Below are 23506 nucleotides of genomic sequence, written 5' to 3' on the forward strand. Positions count from 1 at the left end.
TTGACTGTTACGGGGTCTCGCGCGGGGTCATGGCCATTTCGATTGCCCGATACATCGTGATCGGCTTGGCGGTATGGTGATTGGTGCGATCAAGCACCGAGAAATCCAGATCAATCTTGGCACTGCCATCGCGCGCGATCAGGGCCGCCAATGCGCGGGCATTATCGACCATGGCATTGATCTTTTTCCATTTAAGGCGCCGTTCCTGATGATCAGAGGGAAGGCGCATCTTGTCCCATGCTGTCAGGTCCGACTCATCGGCCCCGACCGTGATCATGACCGGTATTGGCCGGGCCGGTGCGAAATCGGGGTTGGCAATCAGATCGCGGATTTCGTCAAACCGTTGCGGCCGGTTAAACCAAAGCGACGGGCTGACCGCGACATAGGCATCAAACGCATCGGGCCGGGTGGCGAGCGTGTGCAACACCATCATCCCGCCCAGTGAATGCCCAAACAGGGTTTCGCGATCCGGATCAATGGCATATTGCGCGGCGATGAACGGTTTGAATTCCGTCATCACCGCATCAAGGTAAATATCCCCGCCGCCCAGTTTCGGCCATTCAAGCATATTGGGCCGTTCATGAAGCTCATAGGTTTCGGCAAACGGGGTGAAATCATACATGCGTTGGTCATTGTTGTGCGCGCCGGGCATTTCGGCAAAGGCAACAATCATCGGGGCGCTGAGTTTGTATCGTGCGCCAAGAACACCGGCCTGTGCGGCAAATTCGGCAAAGGCCGTGATCGATGTTTCCCCGTCAAAGCTGTAAATCACCGGAAACCCGGCTTTGGGCGCATCATGATCGGGTTTCCAGACCAGAAGCCGCATGTCACGGCCCAAAAGATCCGAATGCACCACATGTTCATAAATCACCTCGGTCGGGGCCATGATGGTTGGTGCTTTGGGCTGGTCATCGGCAATTGCCGTACTTGCATGGACAACACCAAACAGCGACGCGGCGGCAAAGACAAATCGACGAAGTGATACCGGCATAAAGCCCCCTGAACCAGATGATGCATGCGGGGCAAACTGAAATAATGCCGCCTCTGATCTTTACGACGTCCGGGGCATCAAAAACGGTAAATCAAATTCCCGAGATGGGCTTGAACCCGAAATCCAAACACCCGATAGTTCCGGTGTCCCGGCCACGGGATCATCGTCCCCGAACAGAAAGAAACCATCATGGAAACGCGCCCCGTTCTTTATATAGGCAACAAGAATTACTCATCCTGGTCGCTGCGCGCATGGCTTGGCCTCAAAGTGGCCGGGATCGATTTCGAAGAACGGCTGGTGCCGCTGCGAACCGATGAATGGGCGGCAAAGGCCCCGGTCTTTTCGCCGACGGCTAAAGTCCCGGCATTTTATGATGGCACCAAAACCATCTGGGAGGCCCTGGGTATTCTTGAATATATCGCCGATAGCCGCCCGGACACCCTGCTATGGCCGCTTGATATCGATGTGCGCGCGATTGCGCGGGCGGTGTCGCTTGAAATGCATGGCGGGTTTTCTGCCCTTCGCACCCATATGCCGATGAATTGCCGTCAAAGCCTGCCGGGACTGGGCCGGGCAGATGGCGTGGACAAGGACATCGCCCGCATCGCCGGGATTTTCAAAATGTGCCGCACGCAATATGGGCAGGGCGGGGATTTCCTGTTTGGCGATTTTTCGATTGCCGATGCGATGTATGCCCCGGTGGTAACGCGGTTCAAAACCTATGGCGTCGATCTTGACCCGGTTGGCAATGCCTATATGCAGGCGATCCTTGATCTGCCTGCGATGAAGGAATGGTACGCCGATGCCGCCGCCGAGAAATGGGTGATCCAAGAGTCCGAGGTCAAATAACCCATGCCCGGTCTGCGTGGTGATTTGCCTGAAATTGACCCGCCGGGCGGGGATCGGGCACTTGATGCCCTGCTGTCCGATGTGCGCGCATGTCGCATCTGTGCCGAAGCATTACCGCTGGGGCCGCGTCCGGTGGTCCGCATGGCAAAGGGGGCCCGTATTCTGATCATCGGGCAGGCCCCGGGCACCCGGGTTCATGAAACCGGTCTGCCCTGGAATGATGCATCGGGTGATCGGTTGCGTGACTGGCTTGATCTGTCGGTCGATGATTTTTATGACCCGGCCAAACTGGCGGTCATGCCGATGGGCTTTTGTTATCCCGGCCGGTTTGAGCGCGGCGGGGATTTGCCACCCCGGCCCGAATGTGCACCGGCCTGGCATCGTGCCTTGCTCGATCATATGCCTGATATCGAATTGACCCTGCTGATCGGGCAATATGCGCAAAGCTACTATCTGGGGCAACGGCGGGCCAAAACCATGACCGAAACCGTGCATCGCTTTGCCGATTATCTGCCCGACAATCTGTTGCCGATGCCCCATCCAAGCTGGCGCAACACCGCCTGGATGAAAAAGAACCCGTGGTTCGAAGCTGATCTTTTGCCGGTCTTGCGTGACCGTGTGCATCATCTGTTGGGTTAGATCGCCTTTTATGGTCTGATACCGCAAGGTTTTACCGGTCACCATGCCGGAAAACAGTCAGGAGGCAACGATATGAAAAAACTGGAAAAATCCGCCATCGAAACGGCGCTGAAATCCCTTAAGGACTGGCAGCTTGCCAGGGACGGGCTGTCAATCGAACGGACCTTCAAATTTGGCGATTTCAATGCGGCCTTCGGTTTCATGACCCGGGTCGCCCTGATGGCTGACAAGATGGATCACCATCCCGAATGGTTCAATGTCTATAACAAGGTCACGGTAACCCTGACCACCCATGATGCCGGCGGTGTCACGCAAAAGGACATTGATCTGGCAAGTTTCTGTGACAAGGCATCGGGCCAATAGGCCGCCTGAAAACGAAAACACCCTGCCGGTGGGGGACGGCAGGGTGCATGTGGCTGCGGTGATTGGAGCATATCCGGAACCGGTTATGCGGGACTATTTCGGTTCCAGTCGTACCGCGCCATCAATTCGGATGGTCTCGCCATTGATCATTTCATTTTCACAAATATGCATCGCCAACCGGCCATATTCCGCCGGATCGCCCAGACGTTTGGGGAACGGTGTATTGGCTGCAAGGCTTTCCTGAACCTCGTCGGGAAGTCCCATCAACATCGGCGTGCCAAACAGGCCGGGCGCAATCGACGCGACCCGAATGCCGTGGCGGGCAAGTTCGCGTGCCGCCGGCAAGGTCAGGGACGCCACCCCGCCCTTCGATGCGGCATAGGCCGCCTGTCCGATCTGCCCTTCAAAGGCGGCGATGGATGCGGTGTTGATGATCACGCCACGTTCGCCACTGGCCGACGGGGCATTGTTGCTCATGGCGTTTGCCACAACCCGCATCATGTTGAATGTGCCAATCAGATTAACATTGATCACGCGCGCAAAGGCCGCAAGATCGGCCGGGCCTTCGCGTCCGACAATGCGTTCGCCATGTACGATCCCGGCGCAATTGACCAGAATGGACGGTGTGCCGACCGATGCAACCACATCAGATACCGCCTTTTCGACACTGACGGCATCGGACACATCAACGCCAAACCCGACACCATCAAGCTTTTCTGCGGTGGCCTTCGCCCCGGCTTCATTCAGATCAAAGGCAACAATTTTCGCCCCGGCCCCGGCCAGAACGGCCGCCGTCGCCGCACCAAGCCCCGATGCCGCGCCGGTTACAATGGCGATGGAACCCTTGATCTGCATGGCGTGAAGCCTCCCGCTTTTTTTGATGATTTCACTTAATCTGGTATTTCTATACCAAATTATATCTTTAACGGGCAAGGCTATTCTGTCACGCCATTTTGGCGGTGCGGGAATCGTATAGAACCGGCTTATTTGCGCGGGATTGTTTCGCCCTGCGGGTCCTGGGCCGGGATGGTCACGCTGTTGTCGTTGGCAGTTTCACGCGCAAGTTTGCGTTCACGCAGGGCAACATAAATTGCCGCCCCGATAATCATCGCCCCGCCCGGAATGATCCAGATATCGGGCACTTCGCCAAACAGGATCAGGGCAAGGATGGCAATAATCGGCAATCGCAAATAGGAAAACCCGACAAAGAAGCTGTAATCGGCAAGCTGCAATGCCTTGACGTTACAGATCTGCATCACATTCATCATCAGGGCTGCTACCGCCATCAGGCCGATGGCCGTCCAGCTTGGCGTCTGCCAGACAAAAAGTGCCGGGATCAATGACACCGGGGTCGTAATCACCATCAGATAAAACAACAGCGACGTGGTGCTTTCGGTGCTGACCAGTTGCTTGGTGATCATCCCGGCACAGGCCATGCACATGGCCGCCGCAATCGGAAAAAGACTGGCCGGTTGCATGGCATCGGTTCCGGGCTGAATGATCAGTCCCACCCCGACAAAACCGATCACAGCCGCCAGCCAGCGGTGAATACGCACCGTCTCGCGCAGGACAAGGGCCGCCAGAATGGTGCCAAAAAGCGGCACGGTGAAATTAAGCGTCGTCGCCTCGGCCAGTGGCAGATACAGCACGGCCATGAACCACAAACACATCTCGGCGGCTGACAGAACCCCGCGCACCCCGAATAAGGGCAGGCGCCTGGTGACAAGGGTTGCGACCCCGGCCTTCATCACCATCGGCACCATCAATAAAAGCCCGAAGGCAAAACGCAGAAACACCGCCTGATAGGGATGGATTTCCGCGGTGGCAAACCGGATGGTCAGGGTAAAACAGGCTGCAAGGACGGCCGCGGCAAGCGCAAAGAAACTGGCCCGGATCGATGCAGGCTGGCCTTCAAACCATGTCGTCACTGAACCGGGCATCATCGGGGAACCTTTGCGTTGCGGGGCGATCAGGGTTTGGCTGGCGGCGGGTCAAGATCGCTCGCGGTTGATGACGGGCCACGCTTGATCCGGTTGGCTTCGCGATTGAGCTTGGCCTCGCGGCGCGCAATGAACAGGGCCGCACCGATAATCAGTCCCGCACCGGGCACAAGCCAGATTTCGGGCACTTCGCCAAACATCACCAATGCAATCACCAGCACAAAGGGCAGGCGCAAATAATTGAACCCGATGACAAAGCCGTAATCATAAACCCGGAATGCGTTGGTGTTGCAAATCTGGGTGATGTTGGCCATGAACGCCCCCGCCGCCATCAGGCCGATCGCCGTCCAGCTCGGCGTTTGCCAGACAAACAAGGCCGGGATCAGGGTCATCGGCGTGGTCAGGGCCATCATGTAAAGAATGATCGTCGTCGGATTTTCGGTGCGTGACAGTGATTTGATCGTCAATCCCGCACTGGCCATGCAAATTGCTGCTGCAATCGGAAGCAGGCTGGCGACCTGCATGGTTTCGCTGCCCGGGCGGATGATGATCAGGACCCCGCAAAAACCGGCCAGAAGGGCCGCAACCCGGTATCTTCGGATCCGCTCACCCAGAAAAATCGCCGCCAGAACTGTCCCGAACAGCGGCACGGTAAAGTTCAATGTCGTTGCCTCGGCCAGCGGCATCACCGCAATCGCGGAAAACCAGAAACTCATTGCCCCCATCGACAGCACGGCGCGCAACACGAACATCGGCAGACGTCTGGTCTTGAGCGGCGCCAGACCGCTTCGAAAAGCCAGGGGCGCAATCAGGATCAATCCGAACAGATTGCGGAAAAACACCGCCTGAAGCGGATCGATATGTTCGGTGGCAAGTCGGACAAACACCGAAAAGATCGCTGCACTGATCGACGCCATCACCCCAAAGACGGATGCCTGCAAATAAGGGGGAAGGGCGTTGAACCGATCACGCATCGGGTGTTCTTTCCTGTCTGTTGTCGCCGAGATTACTGTGCTGATCGGTATCAGCCGGGCCTTGTTCGGGGCGATCCGGTCTGGTTGCCGGAATGGCTTGCGGATCGGCCGGGGCCGTGGTTGGGACACGGGCGGCCATCTTGGCGCGCTTGGCCAGAACCGCTTCGCGGCGCGCGATATAAAGGGCCGATCCGATAATCAATGCCGCCCCGGCCCAGGTCCAAAGATCAACCACCTCGCCAAACATCACAAAGGCCATGGCCGCGACAAAGGGCAGGCGCAGGAAATCGAAAATCATCACATAGGACTGATCGGCCGTGCGATAGGCCCGCACCAGAAGCTGCTGGCCAGCCGTTCCCGTGACTGCAATCAGCAACATGATGAACAATTGCCACAGGCTCGGCGTTTGCCAGAAATAGATCGCAGGCGGCAGCGACAGGGGCGTCATGACCAGCCCCATCCATGTCACGATGGCATTGGCACTATCGGTACGCGACAGCATTTTGACCGTCGTCATCGCGCACGCCATGAACAGGGTCGCAAAAAGTGCCAGGATCGCACCGGTTTCAAAATCCTGTCCGAACGGGCGGATAATCACCATGGCTCCGACAAAGCCGATGGCAACCGCACTCCAGCGCCGTGCGCGTACTGTTTCGCGCACAATGATCGCAGCCAGCACCGTGGTCAGGATCGGCAGGGTAAAGTTGATCGCAATCACCTGGGCGGCCGGCGTGATCGCAAGCGCGGTAAACAGGCACGACATCGCGCCAAACCCCAATGCCCCGCGCAGGAAATGCAACTTGAACCGTTCGGTCTTCAATCCGCCAAGGCCATTGCCGATCAGCCAGGGCACCATCGGCAACAGGCCGAAAAAGTTGCGGAAAAATGCCGCCTCGAACGGATGAACATCACGCGTGACATACCGGATAAGCACCGCCATCGCCGCAAAACACAGCGCGGCAGTGATCATCAGCAGGGCGCCCTTAAGGGCTGTGTTGTCGGTGGTGACGCGTGAAAAAACCATTATCCTCAACGAATAAGCGTGATTTTGGAAAAAATCCAGTCTGCACGGCGCGATTTATCATACTAATTGCGCATGGCAGCCCCACCGATTTTGGCGAACAGTTCGCGCAAGCCGGCTTTTCGTGTAAGATCAGGGCCGTCGACAATAATCCATCAGGGGGAAGATAAATGGATGCTATTGATCGCAAATTGATCGACATCCTGCAGGAAGACGCATCGCTGTCCTATTCGGTTTTGGGGACCAAGGTGGGATTGTCGGTTTCTGCGGTGAATGATCGGGTGCGCAAACTGCGCGAACAGGGGGTCATTCAGGCCTATCGCATTGCGGTTGACCCGCAGGCAATCGGCCGCGCACTGACCGCCATGGTCTGGCTTCGCACCGACCCGGCCAAGGGCAACAAGAAACTGGTCAAATCGCTGATCAAGGCTGATGAGGTACTTGAATGTCATCACATGACCGGACGGTTTGATTTTCTGGTCAAATTGCGGTTGCGCGATACCGCCCATCTCGAAAGCTTTGTTTCCGACACGATCAAGGAAATGCCCGGCGTTGTCGAAGTGCTTCCGGAAATTGCCCTGTCGACGGCAAAGGAAACCATGTTTGTTCCGGCTCAACTGGAAAATGACTGATCGGCTTTCATAATTCGGACGAAATTCGGAACTATCTGCTGTGGTGGCATTTCCGGTCATCATTTCCTAAGTATCTGATGCGATATTGCGATGCGAATTGCCGACTGATCCCGTTCTGACATTCCCGACAGAGGAGCCCCAACATGATTGAATCGATGAATCTGGTAATCCTGATTGCATCGATTCTGGTTGTGGTCGCGGTTTTCACCAGCCTTGTCAGTTTCCGGGTCGGCGCGCCATTGCTGCTGGTGTTTCTGTTTGTCGGCCTTGGTGCCGGTGAAGACGGCATTGGCGGCATCATGTTTGACAATGCGCCGCTGGCCTATTTTATCGGCTCGATCGCCCTTGCCCTGATCCTGTTTGACAGCGGCTTTGAAACCCAGCTTCGAACGTTGAAAATTGCCGCTGCCCCGTCACTGGTGCTGGCTACGATCGGGGTGATGATCACGACCTTTGTGATTGGCGGCGTGACCTGGCTGGTGCTCGATGTGCCCTGGCTGGTGGCATTGCTGTTCGGGGCGATTGTCAGTTCGACGGATGCTGCGGCGGTGTTTTTCCTGTTGCGGGTTGGCGGGATCAATCTGCGTGACCGTACGCGCAGCACGCTGGAAGTTGAATCGGGTTCGAACGACCCGATGGCGGTGTTTCTGACCATTTCGCTGGTCGAACTGATCATTCTGGGCGGTGGCGACAATATCGCTGTTGAATTGCTGCAACGCTTCATCCTGCAAATCGGGCTTGGCACGGTGTTTGGTGTGGCTGGCGGCTATGCGCTGGTTCAGATGATCAACCGTGTCAAACTTGAACCGGGTCTGGTGCCGATCATTACCATGGCCTGTGCGCTGGCCCTGTTTGGTGCGACCAGTATTCTGGGCGGCAGCGGATTTCTTGCCGTTTATGTCGCCGGTCTGTTTGCCGGTAACAGCAAGATGCATATGAGTGTCGGCGTCCGGCGTTTTCAGCATGTCACCACCTGGCTTGCCCAGATCGCGATGTTTGTCACGCTCGGTCTTCTGGCAACACCATCCGAATTCGGGGCGGTGATTGTTCCGGGTGTGATCCTGGCACTGGTGCTGGTCTTTGTCGCGCGGCCGGTCGCGGTGTGGCTGTGCCTGATGTTCTTTAATTTCTCGCGCAATGATACCGCCTTTATTTCGTGGGTCGGTTTGCGCGGGGCGGTGTCGATCCTGCTTGCCATCGTGCCGATGGTCGAAGGCATCCCCGAAGGCCAGCTTCTGTTCAATACCGCCTTCATCGTCGTCATCACGTCGCTTCTGTTGCAGGGTTGGACGATCCGGCGGGTTGCGAAATGGTTGGGCATTATCGTGCCGCCCCGTCACGGGCCGGTCGATCGTATTGATCTGGAATTGCCGGGCAATGCCAATCAGGAAATCGTGGTCTATCGCGTGCACGAAGCCAGTGCGGTTGCCACCGGTCAGCGCATTCCGCGCTGGGCCCGACCCAGCCTGATTTTGCGCGATGGTGCCTCTTTGCGCCCGCATTCGGCCGGCCATATCCAGGCGGGTGATCAGGTCTATATCATCACCCCGCCGCGCCATGTCGAACTGCTTGATCAGCTGTTTGCCGGCCCGGCCGAGGGGGCCAATGACATCGACCTGTTTGGCGATTTCAGCTTCCCGCCCGATACCCATATTGCCGATATCGGCCGTCTGTACGGTTTTGCCGTTGACGATGAAGATGCCGAACTGACGGTGGCCGATATCCTCAAACGCGATCTGTCTGGCGATGTCGAACTGGGCGACCGTGTGCCTTACGGAACGGTTGAGCTGATCGTGCGCCGGACCGATGATGAACATGGCGTGATCGAAGTCGGCCTTGCCGTTGAACAGCAAAAAGCCAAACCCAAACGCCGCATCCCGATCTTCCAGTCGCGCGCCGAATTGCTTGAAATCTGGAAAGACTGGCAGAAACGCAAACGCGCGGAAAAGAATGCGGCTTTGACTACCGGAACCCCGGCCACGGCGCTGCCGACGGATGATCCCGACAGCGATGATGAACGCACCGGTGATCCGTCCGAAAACCCGGTTACGGATCCGGATCAGGATGCAAATCCCGATCCGGACCGGTCGTCGAGCCCATCCGACCCCTCGGCACCCGATGACAAATCCACCGACGCTGCGAAAACACCCGCCCCGACGGCGGCAAAAGATGACGCAGACACATCGTCGACGACCAAGGCACCGGGCAAAAAAGCCTGAAACCGGCCATAAATCACCTTGATCAGCCAGGTGCAGGGATTAGACAAACCTGCACCTGCACCTGCACCTGCACCTGCACCTGCACCTCGGACCTACACCCGGAACCGGAACCAACCCAACCCGCACCTCCCTCAACCCGCACCTCCCTCAACCCACGCCCCCCCCAACCGACGCCCCATTCAGTGCACCGCCAAACCTTGATGCCTGATGCATTAGATTGGGCGAATTGGCATTAGTCTGGCTAATGCATGGATCAAAAATGCTGGTTTGGTGCGGGGTGGGTTCTGGCTTAAATTGCTGCTTCAATTCTTTTGGAGCACCCCGACCATGTTCGGTCTTTATGCCGCTGTCGTTTTAATCTGGGGATCGACCTGGATCGCCATTCAGTATCAGCTTACCGTTGCGCCGGAAGTCGCCGTGGCCCTGCGTTTTGCGCTGGCGACCGTTATTTTGATGACCTGGTGCGTGGTGCGCCGTTTGCCGATGCGGTTTGGTCTGCGCGATCATTTCTTCATGGCGGCACTCGGGGTGTGCCTGTTTTCGCTGAACTATGTTCTGATCTATGTTGCCAGTGCGCATTTGACATCAGGTCTGCTGGCGGTGGTGTTTTCGACCATCGTGATCATGAACATGGTCAATGGCGTGATCTTTTTCCGCCGTCGTCCCGAAACCCGTACCCTGATCGGGGCGGCGATCGGGCTTTCGGGCATTGCGATGGTATTTGCCGATGATCTTGCGGCATTCGATCTGGCGACCGGGGGCAGCATCGGCCTTCTGGTGTCGCTTGCCGGAAGCTATATCGCATCGCTTGGCAATATGGCCTCGGCGCGCAACCATGCGCGCGGCATTCCGGTGTTGCAGGCCAATGCCTTTGGCATGCTCTATGGCTCGGTTCTGCTGTTTGCCTATATCGGGCTTGCCGGGATTCCGGTGACCTTCGATACCAGTCCAAGCTTTATCGCGGCCCTTGTGTATCTGTCGCTATTTGGGTCGGTGCTGGCATTCGGCTTCTATCTGACCCTTCTGGGCAAGATCGGGCCGGATCGGGCGGCCTATAGTTCGGTGATGTTTCCGGTGGTCGCACTGTTGCTGTCGACCTGGTTTGAGGATTTCCATTGGACCAGCCACGTCATCTGGGGTGTGGGCCTGACTTTGGTGGGTAATGTGGTTATTCTGACCAAGCGTGTTCCCAAACCGGCGGCGGCCGTGCTTGAACAGGTTGCCGGTAATCCGACCGGGCTCAAGCCCTGAGCACTGCGGTCGCGCAACCGCCCGTCAACGGAGATCAGAATGAACAGTGTGGCCTATTTCAAGCGTCTGGCAGATTACAATGCCTGGGCCAACCGGCATGTCTATGATGCCTGTGCCGCCCTGCCGCCTGCTGCACTTGATGCGCCGCGCCGGGCGTTCTTTCCGTCGATCATGCGTACCCTGAACCATCTTTTGGTCGCTGATCGCTTGTGGTTGTCGCGGCTCAGTGGCGCACCGGTTGCCATGGCGCTTGATACCATTCTGTTTGCCGATTTTGATGATTTGCGTGCTGCGCGCATCGCACAGGATCGGGAAATTGCCGATTTCATCGCAACCCTGACTGATGAAGTGATTGCATCGGATCTGACCTATCAGTCGGTTACTGCCGGGGCCTATACCATGCCGCGTGATCTGGTGCTGGGTCATATGTTCAATCATCAGACCCACCATCGCGGACAGGTTTCCAACATGGTGCTTGAGGCCGGTGGCAAGGCGCTTGAAATCGATCTGATCTATTATGGCCGCGAGCAGCTTTGATGTTCGATCATCTGGTGCAGTATGGCCCGTTTCTGATTGCGGCCTTTTTACTCAATATCTCGCCGGGGCCCGACATGGCCTATATCGTTGGCCAAACCGCCGTGCATGGCCGCAAGATCGGACTGTTTTCGAGTTTTGGCGTGGTGTCGGGCGCCTTTGTGCATGTCTTGGCTGCGGCCCTTGGTTTGTCGGCGATCCTTGCGACGTCGGCCCTTGCCTTTGCCATCGTCAAATGGGTCGGGGTGGCCTATCTGGTGTGGCTGGGCATCGGGGCGTTGCGCGCAAGCATTGCGGGCAAACCTGGCCGTGATGGGGATGACGAGAGTACCAGTACCCCGGCCATTGCGATTTCCACAAGGCCGATGACGGTCTTTCAGGCATGGCGACAGGGCGTGATGATTGATGTGCTTAACCCCAAGGTCGCGATCTTTTTCATGGCGTTTCTGCCGCAATTTGTTGATCCGCACAGCGGTGATGGCGCGATGCAGTTTCTGGTGCTGGGATCTGTCGTCAATCTGATCGGGCTTGTGGTTGAAGGCACGCTGGTCCTGATGGTCGCGGCGGCAGCCATTCGGATCAGGGGCCACAGAAAACTCGGCGCATGGTTGCAGCGGGCCCTTGGTGCCATGTTCATTGCCCTTGGCGCACGACTGGCCATCAGCCAGCAATAGTCCGGCCTTGCGCCCCGGAAGGTTTCCTTCGCCCTCCGTCGTAATCCGGCGCCATTTGCCCCCACTGCGCTATCACCATCCTGAGCCATCCGGCATCTCGCGGGGCCATGCCGTGCCGTGATTTGTCGTGCGCGCCCGGTATGTATTGGCGGGCCGGGCAGGGGACGTATTGGCCTCAGCTATTGGCCGCAGATGTTGGAGGGTGGCACCGGTTACAAGCACCGGCCACATGCATCTGGCACAAGCATCAGTCATGAAGGTCCGGTCACATGCCTGATATGCGATGCTGGCGAAAGACATGCCAATTCTCCACCCCGGCCGCCATCCCGGCCCCCATCCCGGCCCCCATCCCGGCCCGGTGGCGGACCAATGGTGGCATCTCAATCCTTGGCGGATCTTTTTGCCAGATAGCGCACAAGGGCGCGCGATGCCGGTGCGGCACTGATGCCGTGGGCGACGATGCTGATGCAGATGATCATGGTTCCGGCGGCAAAAAGCGGCATGAATTCGCCCGGATCAATCAGGGTCGCCATGATCAGCATATAGATCACCGAGGCAATCCCGCGCGGTCCGAACCACCCGATATAAAGCTTTTCCCCCGGGCTGTAGGGTGATCCGATCATGCAGATCCACACACAAAGCGGGCGCAGGATCACAAGGCTTGCAACCGAAAATGCCAGCATCTCCCAGGTCCAGCTTTCATATACCGCCGGCACGACAATCATCCCGAACACAAAGAATGTCAGCATGGTCAGAAGTTCTGCCTCTGCCTCGCCGAAACTTTCGATGGTGTCGCGCACCCGGTCACTGGAAATATTAAGCGACAGCCCCCCGGCAAAGGCCGCGACAAAGCCGTTGCCGCCAAGCTGTTCGGCCAAAAGATAAATCAGGATCGCGGCAAGCACACCCAGCAGCCGTTCAAACCGGTCAACAATCATGTCGCGGGTCACCACATGATTGACGATCTTGCCCAGCACGAACCCGCACCCGATGCCGATCGCGGCACCTGCCGAAATTTCAAGCAACGCTTCCTTGATCCAGCCCTGATGCCCGTTGCTTAGAAGATTGGCTTCAAGCAAAACCGCCGTGGTAAAGACCGGTAAGACCAGCCCGTCATTAAGCCCGCTTTCGATATTGATGCCCTGGCGCACCGGGTCGGGCACGTCCCGATTCTCAAGAACCGGACGGCCAAGGGCGGCATCGGTCGGGCTGACAATCAGTGCAAGAATAAGTGCCGGGATCAGCCGCACACTGTCATCAAGCCCGACAATAAAGCCCCAGGTCGCCAAAATGGTCAGCGGCAAACCAATCAGAAGCAGCCGCAACGCAATGTTCTTGGCCGCCTGTTCCTTGCGATAATTCAGAACCGCAGCATCAAGAAACAGAATGATCGCAAGCGTCATCTCGGCAAAACGGGTGGCGAAATGAAGCCCGCCACTCAGCGCCCGAAGCGGCGCCTCATGCCAGATGCCAAGCGGCAAGGCAATCAGTGCCCCGCTTAGAACCATCATCATCGGTGATGAAATATTACGCCGTTGCAGGCGGCGGGAAAATAGCCCGTAAACCAGCCCCGATCCCAGAAAAAGAATGATCACCCATTCAAACATCGCCCGACCCGACTGGTTGTTTCATCGCAAAAGTGTGCCCGAAAAACCGTGAAATAACAATTGCGCCGACGGATCGGGACGGGCCGAAGCCAAGGGAGTTAACAGTGGAGCAAACAGTAGAGCCGCCCTGTGATCGGGCAGGTCGGGTCGTTGATTGTTTGGCGGGCCGCGAACCGCGCGCGATTACGCCATTGCGCCTTTGATGACGGCAAGAACATCGGCATGGCAGCGCGCATCACCGCTTGCGACAACATCACCGGCACTGTCGATGCCAAGTTCCTTGCCCGACCAGTCGGTCATCACCCCGCCAGCCCCCTCGACGACCGGCACCAGCGCACAGAAATCATAGGCCTGAAGCCCGCATTCAACCACCGTATCGGCAAGACCAAGCGCGGTCAGCCCATAGGCATAGGCATCAACCCCGTACATCGGAACCCGGCACTGTTTGGAAACCGCCTGATAGGCGGCAAACGTCTTGTCGCGGAAAAGTTCGGGCGCGGTGGTAAAGAAGGTCGCACTCGCCAGGTCTTCACATTCGCGCGCACTGATTTCAGCACCGTTCATGGTGCTGGGCTTGCCCATCACCCCGACCCAGCGTTCATCGGTGATCGCCTGATCGATAATGCCCATCACCGGTTTGCCCCGGTGGCAAAGCGCAATCAGGGTGGCAAAGCTCGGCTTGCCGGAAATGAATGATTTGGTGCCGTCAATCGGATCAAGAACCCAGACATATTCGGCATCGATATTTTCGCGCCCGTGTTCTTCGCCAAGGATGCCGTGATCGGGCAATTCGGCATTCAGGATATCGCGCATGGTGCGTTCGACTTCGCGATCGGCAATGGTGACCGGGCTGTCATCTGCTTTCACGTCGACGGCAACCGGGGTGCGGTAATATTTGCGCACAACCGGGCGGGCCGCATCGGCCAGTTTGTGGGCGATCTCTAAAAAGCGGTCGAGATTTTCCATGAAAGCACATTCCTGAATGAAGTTGGCATCAAAGGGCCTGCCAGAACACCCGATATCGGGCCGGCAAATAGCATCTGCCTGCTGGTCCCGGTAAAAACGCGACCACCAAACGCAAACAGGGGACAGTTACCTGTCCCCTGTGAAAAATCAATGTCTGATCAGAAAAATCTGATGACGTCACATCCGCTTACTGCGCAGCAGCTTCACCTTCGGCCGGTGCAGCAGCTTCTTCGGCGGCACCCTGTTCGGCCGCAGCAGCTTCTGCCGGATCAGGCAGCGGCAGCGGATTGTCGGATTTGGTATTAAGCCATGCAATGACAGCAGCACGATCAGATGCCTTTTTCAGGCCGCCGAAGCTCATTTTCGTGCCATCGATGTAATCGCGCGGCTTGTAAAGGAATTCGTTCAGCTCCTCAAAGCCCCAATTGCTGCCATGGTTGGCCATGCCATCGGAATAGGAGAAGTCGCTTTTATGCGCAAAGGCCGCACCAACGATTCCATAAAGGTTCGGGCCGGTCTTGTTCGGGCCGCCTTTTTCGACATCGTGGCAGGATGCGCATTTCTTGAAGACTTTTTCGCCTTCGGCAAGATCAGCCGATGCCAGCATCGCAAGAATCGGTTCCGGGCCGGCCGGCGCAGCCGGTGCTGCTGCGGTCGTGGCACTCGCACCCGCCATCAGATCCTCGGAGAAGGGATAAACCGGTGCTTCCAGTTCATCGGGATGAACCAGTGCGCCACCAATTTTGCCGACAACCACTACCAGAAGTACGGCGCAGATGACTCCGGCGACGATCTTGTTGATTTCCATCGTGTTCATGACGGGACCCCGTTACAGCCTAATCACTCTCAGGTTTCTCATTATAGTCAGTTCATCCATGCGCCCCCCTGGCAATCCTCGTAGTTGAGAAACACACATGTTACCGCAGGCAAAACTGTTCGGTGGGAAACTATACGTTTCAGCGATTTGCATCAACCTTTCTTAAACACCAAGGCGAAAACGGATGCTCTAGAACTTTCGTCTAGTAGCATCTGAAAAACATTTCCGTCTTTCGTAAACTCCCCAAAACCGGCTAATGTCGCGCCGATTCACACCCGTGTTTTGCCATCGCGTTGATCGAACACGCATTGCGCGAGATCAAACACAGGGAATTTATGCCTGACCGGAGTTCCAAAATGTCGACGCCGCGCAATCCAGTTGTTGTAATTCCTGCCCGCATGGCCTCTACCCGCCTGCCCAACAAACCGTTGGCCGATATTTGCGGGGAACCCATGATCGTTCAGGTCTGGCGACGCGCGAACGAGGCCGCGATTGGCCCGGTTCTGGTGGCCTGTGCCGAACAGGAAATTGCCGATGCGGTCGAAGCCGCCGGGGGCATCGCGGTTCTGACCGATCCGGATCTGCCCAGCGGATCGGATCGTGTCCATCAGGCGCTGCAAACTTTCGATCCCGACGGCAAATATGATGCGGTCGTCAATGTGCAGGGCGATCTGCCGACCATTGATGCCGCCGATATCCGCGCCGTGTTTGAACCGCTCAATGATCCGGCGGTCGATATTGCAACGCTGGCTGCTGAAATCACCCGCATTGAAGAACGCACCAACCCCAATGTGGTCAAGGCAGTGGCCGCCTTTGGCAAGGGGCGTGTTGCCCGGGCGCTTTATTTCACGCGCGCGACCGCGCCTTATGGTGACGGGCCGCTTTATCATCATATCGGGCTTTATACCTATCGCCGTGCGGCACTGGACCGCTTTGTTGCCCTGCCACCGGCCGAACTTGAAAGCCGTGAAAAGCTCGAACAGTTGCGTGCGCTTGAAAACGGCATGGTGATTGCGGTGGCGCTGGTGGATGGCGTGCCGCTTGGCGTGGACACGCCCGAAGATCTCGAACGGGCCCGTCAGGTTCTCGGGGCCTGATTTCCAAACATTGGATTGAGTTCGCGCCCCAATTGGGGTTTTCTATCAGGCCGCCTGTTCGGGGCGGTTGATACAAGTCCGTCTAAACTATCAGGAAACAGCCAGATGACTGCGCAACAAAGGATCGCTTTTCAGGGAATGCACGGTGCCTATTCAGATCAGGCAGCCCGTCGCGCCTTTCCGGGTGCAACGACAGTACCCTACAGGACCTTTGAAGGCGCCTTTAGTGCATTGGAAGAAGGCGAAGTCGAACTGGCGGTGATCCCGATTGACAACACCCTGGCCGGGCGTGTCGCCGATGTGCACCACATCCTGCCGGAATCGGGCGTGCATATTATCGGTGAAACCTTCCTGCGCATTAACCATGCGCTGGTCGCCGTACCGGGCACAAAGATCGAAGACATCAAGGAAATCCACAGCCACGTGCACGCCCTTGGCCAATGCCGCAAACTGCGCAAGGAACTTGGTGTCAATGCGGTTGTCGGTCCCGATACGGCCGGCTGTGCCAAGGAAGTCGCCGATCGCGGCGATAAATCCATTGCCGCGATTGCCCCGGTTCTGGCGGCTGAAATTTACGGCCTTGATGTGCTGCGTACCGAGGTCGAAGACGCCGCCCACAACACCACGCGTTTTATCATTCTCGCCCGGGAGCCGCTTGATATCGCCAATGACGGCACCCCGGTTGTCACCAGTTTCGTCTTCCGGGTGCGCAACGTCGCGGCTGCCCTTTACAAGGCACTGGGCGGTTTTGCCACCAACGGCATCAACATGACCAAGCTTGAAAGCTACATGGTCGAAGGCCACTTCACCGCGACCCAGTTCTTTGCCGAAGTCGAAGCCCATCCCGAACAGCTTGGCCTGCGCCACGCGCTCGAAGAACTGCAATTCTTCTCGCACGAAGTTCGCATTTTGGGCGTTTATCCGGCCCACCCGTTCCGTAAGGAAAATGACCTTCCCGCGGAATGATCATTGGGGCGGTGTGATTGGCACCCTTGACGTCAGACATGAAAAAAGGGCCGAACGAAATTGTTCGGCCCTTTCTTGTTTAATGTCGTTCAAAGTCGGTTGATCGGGTCGGGATCAATCCCCGGCCTGTTTCAAAAGATCGCCCGAGAACCGATGAATGATCTGAGTCAGCTCGGCCGAACGGTTCGAAAGTTCGGCCGATGCCGATTTCAGTTCGTCGGCATCATCGGTGGTGCTTTGTGCGTTCTTCATGGTTTCATCAACGCTATAGGAAATCTGTTTCACGCCATCCGCACTGCGGTTTGCGTTGCCCGAAATTTCCTGGGTCGCCGCACCCTGTTCTTCGATGGCCGCGGCAATTGCGGTGGATGCACTGCGCACCTGTTCGATGGTTTCCGAAACCCGTGAAATGCCGGTTACGGCACGTTCGGTTCCATCAACAATGGCATTGATCTGGGCGGCAATTTCATCGGTTGCCTTGGCGGTCTGGGTCGCAAGGTTCTTGACCTCGTTTGCCACCACGGCAAAGCCTTTGCCGGCTTCACCCGCACGGGCCGCCTCGATGGTTGCGTTAAGGGCCAGAAGGTTGGTCTGACCGGCAATGTCATTGATCAGGCCGATGATTTCCTTGATCTTCTCGACCGTTTCCGACAGGCCGGCAACATCGTTCGATGCGCTTTGGCTTTCGTCGGTTGCCCGTTCAACAGTGTGCGACATCTGGGAAATCTGAACGTTGATTTCCGTGATCGAGGATGAAAGTTCTTCGGTCGCGGCCGCAACCGCATCGACATTCTGCGATACTTCACCCGCGGCCGATGCCACCTGCTGGCTTTGACCCAGAATGCCGTCGGCATTGTGGGCCATGCTGATCGCAAGATCGTTGCTGCGCTGGATCGAACGGTCAAGTGCCCCGGCAATGCCGCCAACTTCGCTTTCAAGTTTCTGGGCGATTGACCGGATATTGCTGCGACGTTCTTCTTCGGCTTTTTGCTTCTGAACGGCCGCATCGGATTCAAGTTTCTGTGCCTGTGCGGATTTGTCACGCAATGCCAGAACGCCCTGCGCCATATCGCCGATTTCAACGAAACGCGATTCGACTTCGACCGGGGCATCGTAATTGCCTTCGGCGATTGTGCGGATTGAACTGTTCAAACCGACGATGCTGCGCGTGATTCGCGTGCCGACAACCCAGGACAGGGATCCCGCGATAACAATGGCAATGATCGAAATGACCGCGATATGCTGGATGATCGACATGAATTCCGACTGCACGTCATCCATATAGACACCCGCACCCAGTGCCCAGCCCCATTCCTTGATCGGGCGAACATAGGCGGCCTTTTCAATCAGCTTGTCGCCTTCGCCGGGTTTCTTGGTTTCATAGGTGATGATGCCACCGCCGGCCTTGGCGGTATTGACGATCATGTTGCGAACCTTGCTGTCGGGGTTGCATTTGCCGACATCTTCCGGGCTTAACGGATCAAGCACCATGCAATGGCTGTAATCGGACGCATAGATATAGTTCGCGCCGTCAAACCGGTAGGCATTCAGGATTGCCAATGCCGCAGCCTTGGCTTCGTCCTCGCTCATATCGCCGCTTTTGGCTTTGGCGACATAGCTGTTGACGATGGTCACAGCGCCTTCGGTCAGATGGGAAATCTGTTCGAATTTCCCGTTACGAAGGCTGGTTTGGTAATTCAGTGCGACCGTTGCGATGATGGCAAGCAGCACAAGTAAACAAATGGCGGGAATGGAAAATATCCCCGTAACAACCCGGAACCGCATAACTTTCCCCTTACAAGCGATTGTGGCGATTGAATTATTTACCGCAAATCGTAAACGAAACCGTAAATCGCCTTGGTTGAATGTGTCATCTGCGCGTTTTTGCATGGCTGCCCGGCGCAGGCATTTGATTGACTTATGCGCAAGACATCTGTATCACCCGGCTCATTCCTTCGCTTGCAAAGACAGAATGAGCTGTCAGGAACTGTATGAACAAGGCGAGGGCGGTTTCGACGTGATGACGTCGTAACCTCACATCATTTGCCTCTCATGCAGGGTCCGACGCAGTGGCTGCTTTGCCATGCACCGGTCTCGACTGCGTTTGAGCAGGCACCATTGGCGTGAACATGGCGCCGACCGGATAAACGAAGGGCTATCCTTTATGACGAATTTTGATGGGCTCAACCTGATCGAGCCCCTGCTGCGCAATGTTGAAGCTGCTGGTTTCTCCGCGCCGACCGAAATCCAGGCTGCGACGATCCCGGCACTTCTCGAAGGGCGTGACCTTATGGGTATTTCCCATACGGGTGGCGGCAAAACTGCCGCTTTCTGCCTGCCGTTGCTGCAGCGTCTTGCTGAAAACCCGCAGCGCCCGAAACCGGGTCAGCCGCGCGCCGTTATTCTTGCGCCGACCCGCGAACTGGCGACCCAGATCGGCCAGTGCCTGCGTGACTTTAAAAAAGGCATCCGCCTGTTTTCTTCTGTTGTCTATGGCGGCTCCCCGATGGGCCCGCAGATTCAGGAACTGCGCCGTGGTGTTGATATCTTGGTTGCGACCCCGGGTCGTCTGCTTGACCATATGTCGCGCAACACGGTTCGCTTTGACGATGTCGAAGTCTTCATCCTTGATGAAGCCGACCGTATGCTTGACATGGGCTTCTCCGAAGACGTTCTGACCGTTGCCGAACTGCTGCCGAACAACCACCAGACGGTGATGTTCTCGGCAACCATGCCGGCCGAAGTCAAACATCTGACCGACCGTCTGCTCAAAGACCCGGTCAAGGTCGAAACCGCCCCGCAATCAAGCGTGACCGAACGTGTGACCCAGCGTGGCATGTTCGTGAAACGCCATGACAAGATGTCGCTTCTGGTTCAGTTGCTGAACCGTGACGAAGTCGAACGCGTTCTGGTCTTCACCAAAACCAAGGCCGATGCCGACGAACTGTCGTTCCAGCTGCGCGATGAAGGTGTCGACAGTGACGCGATCCATGGCGACAAACAGCAGCGCATCCGTCAGAAAATCCTGCGCAACTTCCGCAATGGCCGTTTCCCGGTTCTGATTGCGACCGACGTTGCCGCACGTGGTATTGACGTTCCGGGCATCACGCATGTCATCAACTATGACCTGCCGCACGATCCGGAAAGCTATGTCCACCGTATCGGCCGTACCGGTCGTGGTGGTGCGGAAGGTACCGCGATTTCGTTCTGCGAACCGCGTGACATTCGTCTGCTGCGCAACATCGAACGCATCATCAAGCAGGATGTCGATATCGACGAAGATCACGAATTCCATGCTCCGCCCCCGCCGCCGCGTTCTGGTGGTGGTCGTGGTGGCCGTGAAGGCGCTGGTCGTGGCTTTGGTGGTCGCGGTCGTGGCGGCTTTGGCGGCGGTCGCGATGGTGGCCGTGGTCGTGGTTTCGGCGGTGGCCGTGACGGTGGTCGTGGTCGCGGCTTTGGCGGCGGTCGTGATGCCGGTCGCGATGGTGCTCGTGAAGGTGGTCGCGAAGGCGGCTTCCAGGGTGAACGCGCAGCGCGCGGTTTCGGTGGCCGTGATGGCGGTCGTGATGGTGCCCGTGACGGTGGCCGTCGTGATTTTGCCGATCGTCCGCGTCGTGATGACCGCGAATTCCGCAACGATCGCAAGCCGCGCTTTGACAATGATGATCGCGCACCGCGCGGTGATCGTGAAGAACGCGGTGGCAATCGCGGCGGCAACTTCCGCCCCCGTGGTGAAGGCCGTGGTGAAGGCGGCAACCGTGACGAACGTCGTTTTGCCGACAAGCCGCGTGGTGATCGCGGTGGCAATTTCCGCGGTCGCGATGGTGGCCGTGATGCCGGTCGTGACGGCGGACGCCGTGATTTCTCTGATCGCCCGCGCCGCTCCGAAGGCCGTGGTGGCAATCAGGGCATGAAGCGTCGTTCGGCCTGATTACAGGCTGATCTCGCACGATCGCATACGGATATAACGTTCCACAGCCCAGCTTTAGCGCTTCGGAACGTCCGGATATCAAAGAAAAAGTCGGCTGTTATGGCCGGCTTTTTCGTTTTCGATTCCTGGTTGAAAACAAAAGCTGTAAATTCCAACCCAAACACCTATCCTTTATAGGGGGATGGTCGGCGATTTACGGATGGTTTGCAGCCGGGTTGCAGTCAGGTTGCAGATGGCTTGATGGCGACTTGACTGAAAACCGGTCTGGTGTGCGGATTTGCTGCCATGGTTTTGATGTTCGATACCGATTCCCGGACCAAGTTTCGGGCTAGTTATTTGGGCCGGTGATTCAGGTTGATGATCTAGGCTCTGGCGCGGGTTGGCGGAACGGATCGGCACGGCGGATGTCTGGCGGGTCAAAATAATCGACCGGCCCCTCGGGAAATTCCGGTGGTGTCTCACCACATATGGGGAATGTCGGCGTGCCATGGCTGAGGTAACAAGGAGTTGGCTCTGCATGAAAAGGATGTTGGTCGTCCTGGCTGCGGCGATGGCCTGTGCATTTGGTGCAGATATCGCATTTGCAGATGAGCGAACCGGGCATTTCAAACGGAATGCTGACGGATCGCGCGATTGCGGCCATCTTCTGGCATCGGGCAATCCGGACTACCCGCCTTATCTATGGCAATCGGCTGATGGTCAGCATCTCGAAGGGGCGGCGGCCGACTTTCTCAAACAGGTTGGTGAACTGGCCGGGGTGCGGATCGAAGTCCTGCATGCCGGCAGTTGGGGCCGTGTGCAGCAAAGCATGCGTGACGGCACCCTTGATATGATCGCCGGGGCTTTCCTGACACTGCCGCGGCTCGAATATATGGATTACTTCTATCCGGCGTTTCAGGGGACGCGTACCGTCATCTGGACCCGCGATAATCTTGATCTCAATTATCAGCACTGGTCTGATTTGCGCGGGCTCGAAGGTCTGACCGTGATCAATAACAGCTTCGGTCAGGATTTTGATACCTATGCGGCGCAAAATCTCAGCATCACCGAAGTGCCCAGCCTCGAACAGGGCTTGCGCATGCTGTCCTATAATCGCGGTGAATATCTGATTTACGAAGAATTCCCCGGCAAGGCCGTGGCGGCGCGCGAACATATCACCAATATCCGCAGCTACGAGACCCCGGTCAGTACCGAAAATCTCTATCTGACCATGTCGCATCGCTCCGAATGCAATACCGGCGCATTGCGCGGCCGCATCACCCAGGCAATTCTCAAACTGCTGGCCGATGACGCCATGCAAAACATGCTCGAAGCCAGCATCCGCCGCTGGGGCGAAAACACCAATTAACGCAAAGCTAACGGTTGACCTGCGTGCCGGTTCGTCACATGCCCACCAGCCACCAGCCACCAGCCACCAGCCACCAGCCACCAGCCACCAGCCACCAGCCACCAGCCACCAGCCACCAGCCACCAGCCACCAGCCACCAGCCACCAGCCACGAACCACGAGCCCCGAACCACGAGCCTGCGACCTCTGACCACCACGCATCTGCGGCCATCAGCCACCTGCGGTCAACGCCCCCCAACCATCACACTCCGGCGACCATCGCCCTCCGGCCACCAAGCCACCCTCGGTCAACACATTCTGGCCTCTGATCACCGTTCAACGACCCGCGGCCTCGGTCCTCGACCCTCGACCCTCGTGCAACGGCGCAAAAGCCCGCATCACCCGCCTGCCGTCTCCAGCAGCTCTCCGATGCCCGCCGCATGAAATGCACCTGGAACGCCTTTCATCGGGCACCCAAACCATCCGTTTCCGCGCGCCACCCAAAACGCCTAACACCATCCAAAACCACGCAACACCACGCGACATCACGCGGCACCACCCAAAGCCACCCGGCACCAGCCGTCGCCTTGCGGAAATGACGCCTCAGCAAACTGGCGCCAAATCCGTCGCCCCCAAACCCATGGCCCCACACCCACACCCACACCCACACCCACACCCACACCTACGCCGCAAGCCATTACTCCCCAAA

At 57.3% G+C, this 23506-nt stretch carries 21 protein-coding genes; 12 read left to right on the plus strand and 9 right to left on the minus strand.

Going from position 1 to position 23506, the window contains the following annotated elements:
• Positions 1-7 precede the first annotated feature (7 nt).
• A complete protein-coding gene (locus SIB88_RS03335; protein WP_412559322.1) occupies positions 8-991 on the minus strand; it encodes an alpha/beta hydrolase in 984 nt (327 codons plus the stop codon).
• A 189-nt stretch (positions 992-1180) separates the two neighbouring features.
• Here SIB88_RS03335 and SIB88_RS03340 point away from each other — a divergent pair, with 189 nt between their 5' ends.
• From SIB88_RS03340 to SIB88_RS03350, 3 genes are read left to right on the plus strand one after another with little or no spacing between them, the layout of a single operon-like run.
• Positions 1181-1840: a glutathione S-transferase family protein gene (locus tag SIB88_RS03340; protein ID WP_412559323.1), complete on the plus strand. Its 660-nt coding sequence runs from the start codon at positions 1181-1183 to the stop codon at positions 1838-1840.
• A gap of 3 nt (positions 1841-1843) precedes the next feature.
• Positions 1844-2479, plus strand: a complete 636-nt coding sequence (locus SIB88_RS03345) for a uracil-DNA glycosylase family protein (RefSeq protein WP_412559324.1) — start codon at positions 1844-1846, stop codon at positions 2477-2479.
• An 18-nt stretch (positions 2480-2497) separates the two neighbouring features.
• Positions 2498-2842: a 4a-hydroxytetrahydrobiopterin dehydratase gene (locus SIB88_RS03350; RefSeq protein WP_412559393.1), complete on the plus strand. Its 345-nt coding sequence runs from the start codon at positions 2498-2500 to the stop codon at positions 2840-2842.
• A 93-nt stretch (positions 2843-2935) separates the two neighbouring features.
• Here the strand turns inward: SIB88_RS03350 and SIB88_RS03355 are convergent, their stop codons facing one another.
• The 4 genes from SIB88_RS03355 to SIB88_RS03370 form a co-directional block, all read right to left on the minus strand.
• The gene (locus tag SIB88_RS03355) at positions 2936-3697 is read right to left on the minus strand and encodes an SDR family NAD(P)-dependent oxidoreductase (RefSeq protein WP_412559325.1); all 762 of its coding nucleotides are present in this window, start codon (positions 3695-3697) and stop codon (positions 2936-2938) included.
• Between the two features lie 128 nt (positions 3698-3825).
• Entirely contained in the window at positions 3826-4785 is a 960-nt protein-coding gene (locus SIB88_RS03360; RefSeq protein ID WP_412559326.1) for a DMT family transporter, read from the minus strand.
• Between the two features lie 26 nt (positions 4786-4811).
• Entirely contained in the window at positions 4812-5756 is a 945-nt protein-coding gene (locus tag SIB88_RS03365; protein ID WP_101248210.1) for a DMT family transporter, read from the minus strand.
• Positions 5749-6780 carry a DMT family transporter gene (locus tag SIB88_RS03370; protein WP_412559327.1) on the minus strand — a complete coding sequence of 344 codons (1032 nt, stop codon included), beginning with the start codon at positions 6778-6780 and terminating at the stop codon, positions 5749-5751. The genes SIB88_RS03365 and SIB88_RS03370 overlap by 8 nt, the downstream gene beginning before the upstream one ends.
• 167 nt (positions 6781-6947) lie before the next feature.
• Between SIB88_RS03370 and SIB88_RS03375 the strand changes: the two genes are divergently transcribed.
• The 5 genes from SIB88_RS03375 (at position 6948) to SIB88_RS03395 (ending at position 12087) form a co-directional block, all read left to right on the plus strand.
• Positions 6948-7409 carry an Lrp/AsnC family transcriptional regulator gene (locus tag SIB88_RS03375; RefSeq protein WP_101248208.1) on the plus strand — a complete coding sequence of 154 codons (462 nt, stop codon included), beginning with the start codon at positions 6948-6950 and terminating at the stop codon, positions 7407-7409.
• A 143-nt stretch (positions 7410-7552) separates the two neighbouring features.
• Complete coding sequence (locus tag SIB88_RS03380) at positions 7553-9628, plus strand: potassium/proton antiporter (RefSeq protein WP_412559328.1); 2076 nt, start codon at positions 7553-7555, stop codon at positions 9626-9628.
• A 327-nt stretch (positions 9629-9955) separates the two neighbouring features.
• Complete coding sequence (locus SIB88_RS03385) at positions 9956-10879, plus strand: DMT family transporter (RefSeq protein WP_114111952.1); 924 nt, start codon at positions 9956-9958, stop codon at positions 10877-10879.
• A 39-nt stretch (positions 10880-10918) separates the two neighbouring features.
• Complete coding sequence (locus tag SIB88_RS03390) at positions 10919-11416, plus strand: DinB family protein (RefSeq protein ID WP_412559329.1); 498 nt, start codon at positions 10919-10921, stop codon at positions 11414-11416.
• Entirely contained in the window at positions 11416-12087 is a 672-nt protein-coding gene (locus SIB88_RS03395; RefSeq protein WP_412559330.1) for a LysE family translocator, read from the plus strand. Before SIB88_RS03390 ends, SIB88_RS03395 begins: the two co-directional genes overlap by 1 nt.
• Positions 12088-12467: 380 nt before the next feature.
• On the opposite strand, the gene SIB88_RS03400 is transcribed toward SIB88_RS03395, so the two are convergent.
• From SIB88_RS03400 to SIB88_RS03410, 3 genes are all read right to left on the minus strand, one after another.
• On the minus strand, positions 12468-13694 hold the full coding sequence (locus SIB88_RS03400) for a cation:proton antiporter (RefSeq protein ID WP_412559331.1): 1227 nt from the start codon (positions 13692-13694) through the stop codon (positions 12468-12470).
• A 183-nt stretch (positions 13695-13877) separates the two neighbouring features.
• Positions 13878-14660: a histidinol-phosphatase gene (gene hisN, locus SIB88_RS03405; RefSeq protein ID WP_206926651.1), complete on the minus strand. Its 783-nt coding sequence runs from the start codon at positions 14658-14660 to the stop codon at positions 13878-13880.
• A 187-nt stretch (positions 14661-14847) separates the two neighbouring features.
• A complete protein-coding gene (locus SIB88_RS03410; protein WP_114111948.1) occupies positions 14848-15477 on the minus strand; it encodes a c-type cytochrome in 630 nt (209 codons plus the stop codon).
• A gap of 356 nt (positions 15478-15833) precedes the next feature.
• On the opposite strand from SIB88_RS03410, the gene SIB88_RS03415 reads away from it, so the two are divergent.
• Both SIB88_RS03415 and SIB88_RS03420 read left to right on the plus strand, forming a co-directional pair.
• Entirely contained in the window at positions 15834-16574 is a 741-nt protein-coding gene (locus tag SIB88_RS03415) for a 3-deoxy-manno-octulosonate cytidylyltransferase (RefSeq protein ID WP_206926652.1), read from the plus strand.
• 105 nt (positions 16575-16679) lie between these two features.
• The gene (locus SIB88_RS03420; RefSeq protein WP_114111946.1) at positions 16680-17540 is read left to right on the plus strand and encodes a prephenate dehydratase; all 861 of its coding nucleotides are present in this window, start codon (positions 16680-16682) and stop codon (positions 17538-17540) included.
• 114 nt (positions 17541-17654) lie between these two features.
• Here the strand turns inward: SIB88_RS03420 and SIB88_RS03425 are convergent, their stop codons facing one another.
• The gene (locus SIB88_RS03425; protein ID WP_101248200.1) at positions 17655-19325 is read right to left on the minus strand and encodes a methyl-accepting chemotaxis protein; all 1671 of its coding nucleotides are present in this window, start codon (positions 19323-19325) and stop codon (positions 17655-17657) included.
• 379 nt (positions 19326-19704) lie between these two features.
• Between SIB88_RS03425 and SIB88_RS03430 the strand changes: the two genes are divergently transcribed.
• Positions 19705-21471: a DEAD/DEAH box helicase gene (locus tag SIB88_RS03430; protein ID WP_101248199.1), complete on the plus strand. Its 1767-nt coding sequence runs from the start codon at positions 19705-19707 to the stop codon at positions 21469-21471.
• Between the two features lie 517 nt (positions 21472-21988).
• Positions 21989-22819, plus strand: coding sequence for a substrate-binding periplasmic protein (locus tag SIB88_RS03435; protein WP_101248197.1), 831 nt, complete (start codon positions 21989-21991; stop codon positions 22817-22819).
• Positions 22820-23506: the final 687 nt, after the last annotated feature.

It is taken from the genome of Thalassospira sp. MIT121401, from assembly GCF_047125595.1.
GTDB lineage: Bacteria > Pseudomonadota > Alphaproteobacteria > Rhodospirillales > Thalassospiraceae > Thalassospira > Thalassospira povalilytica.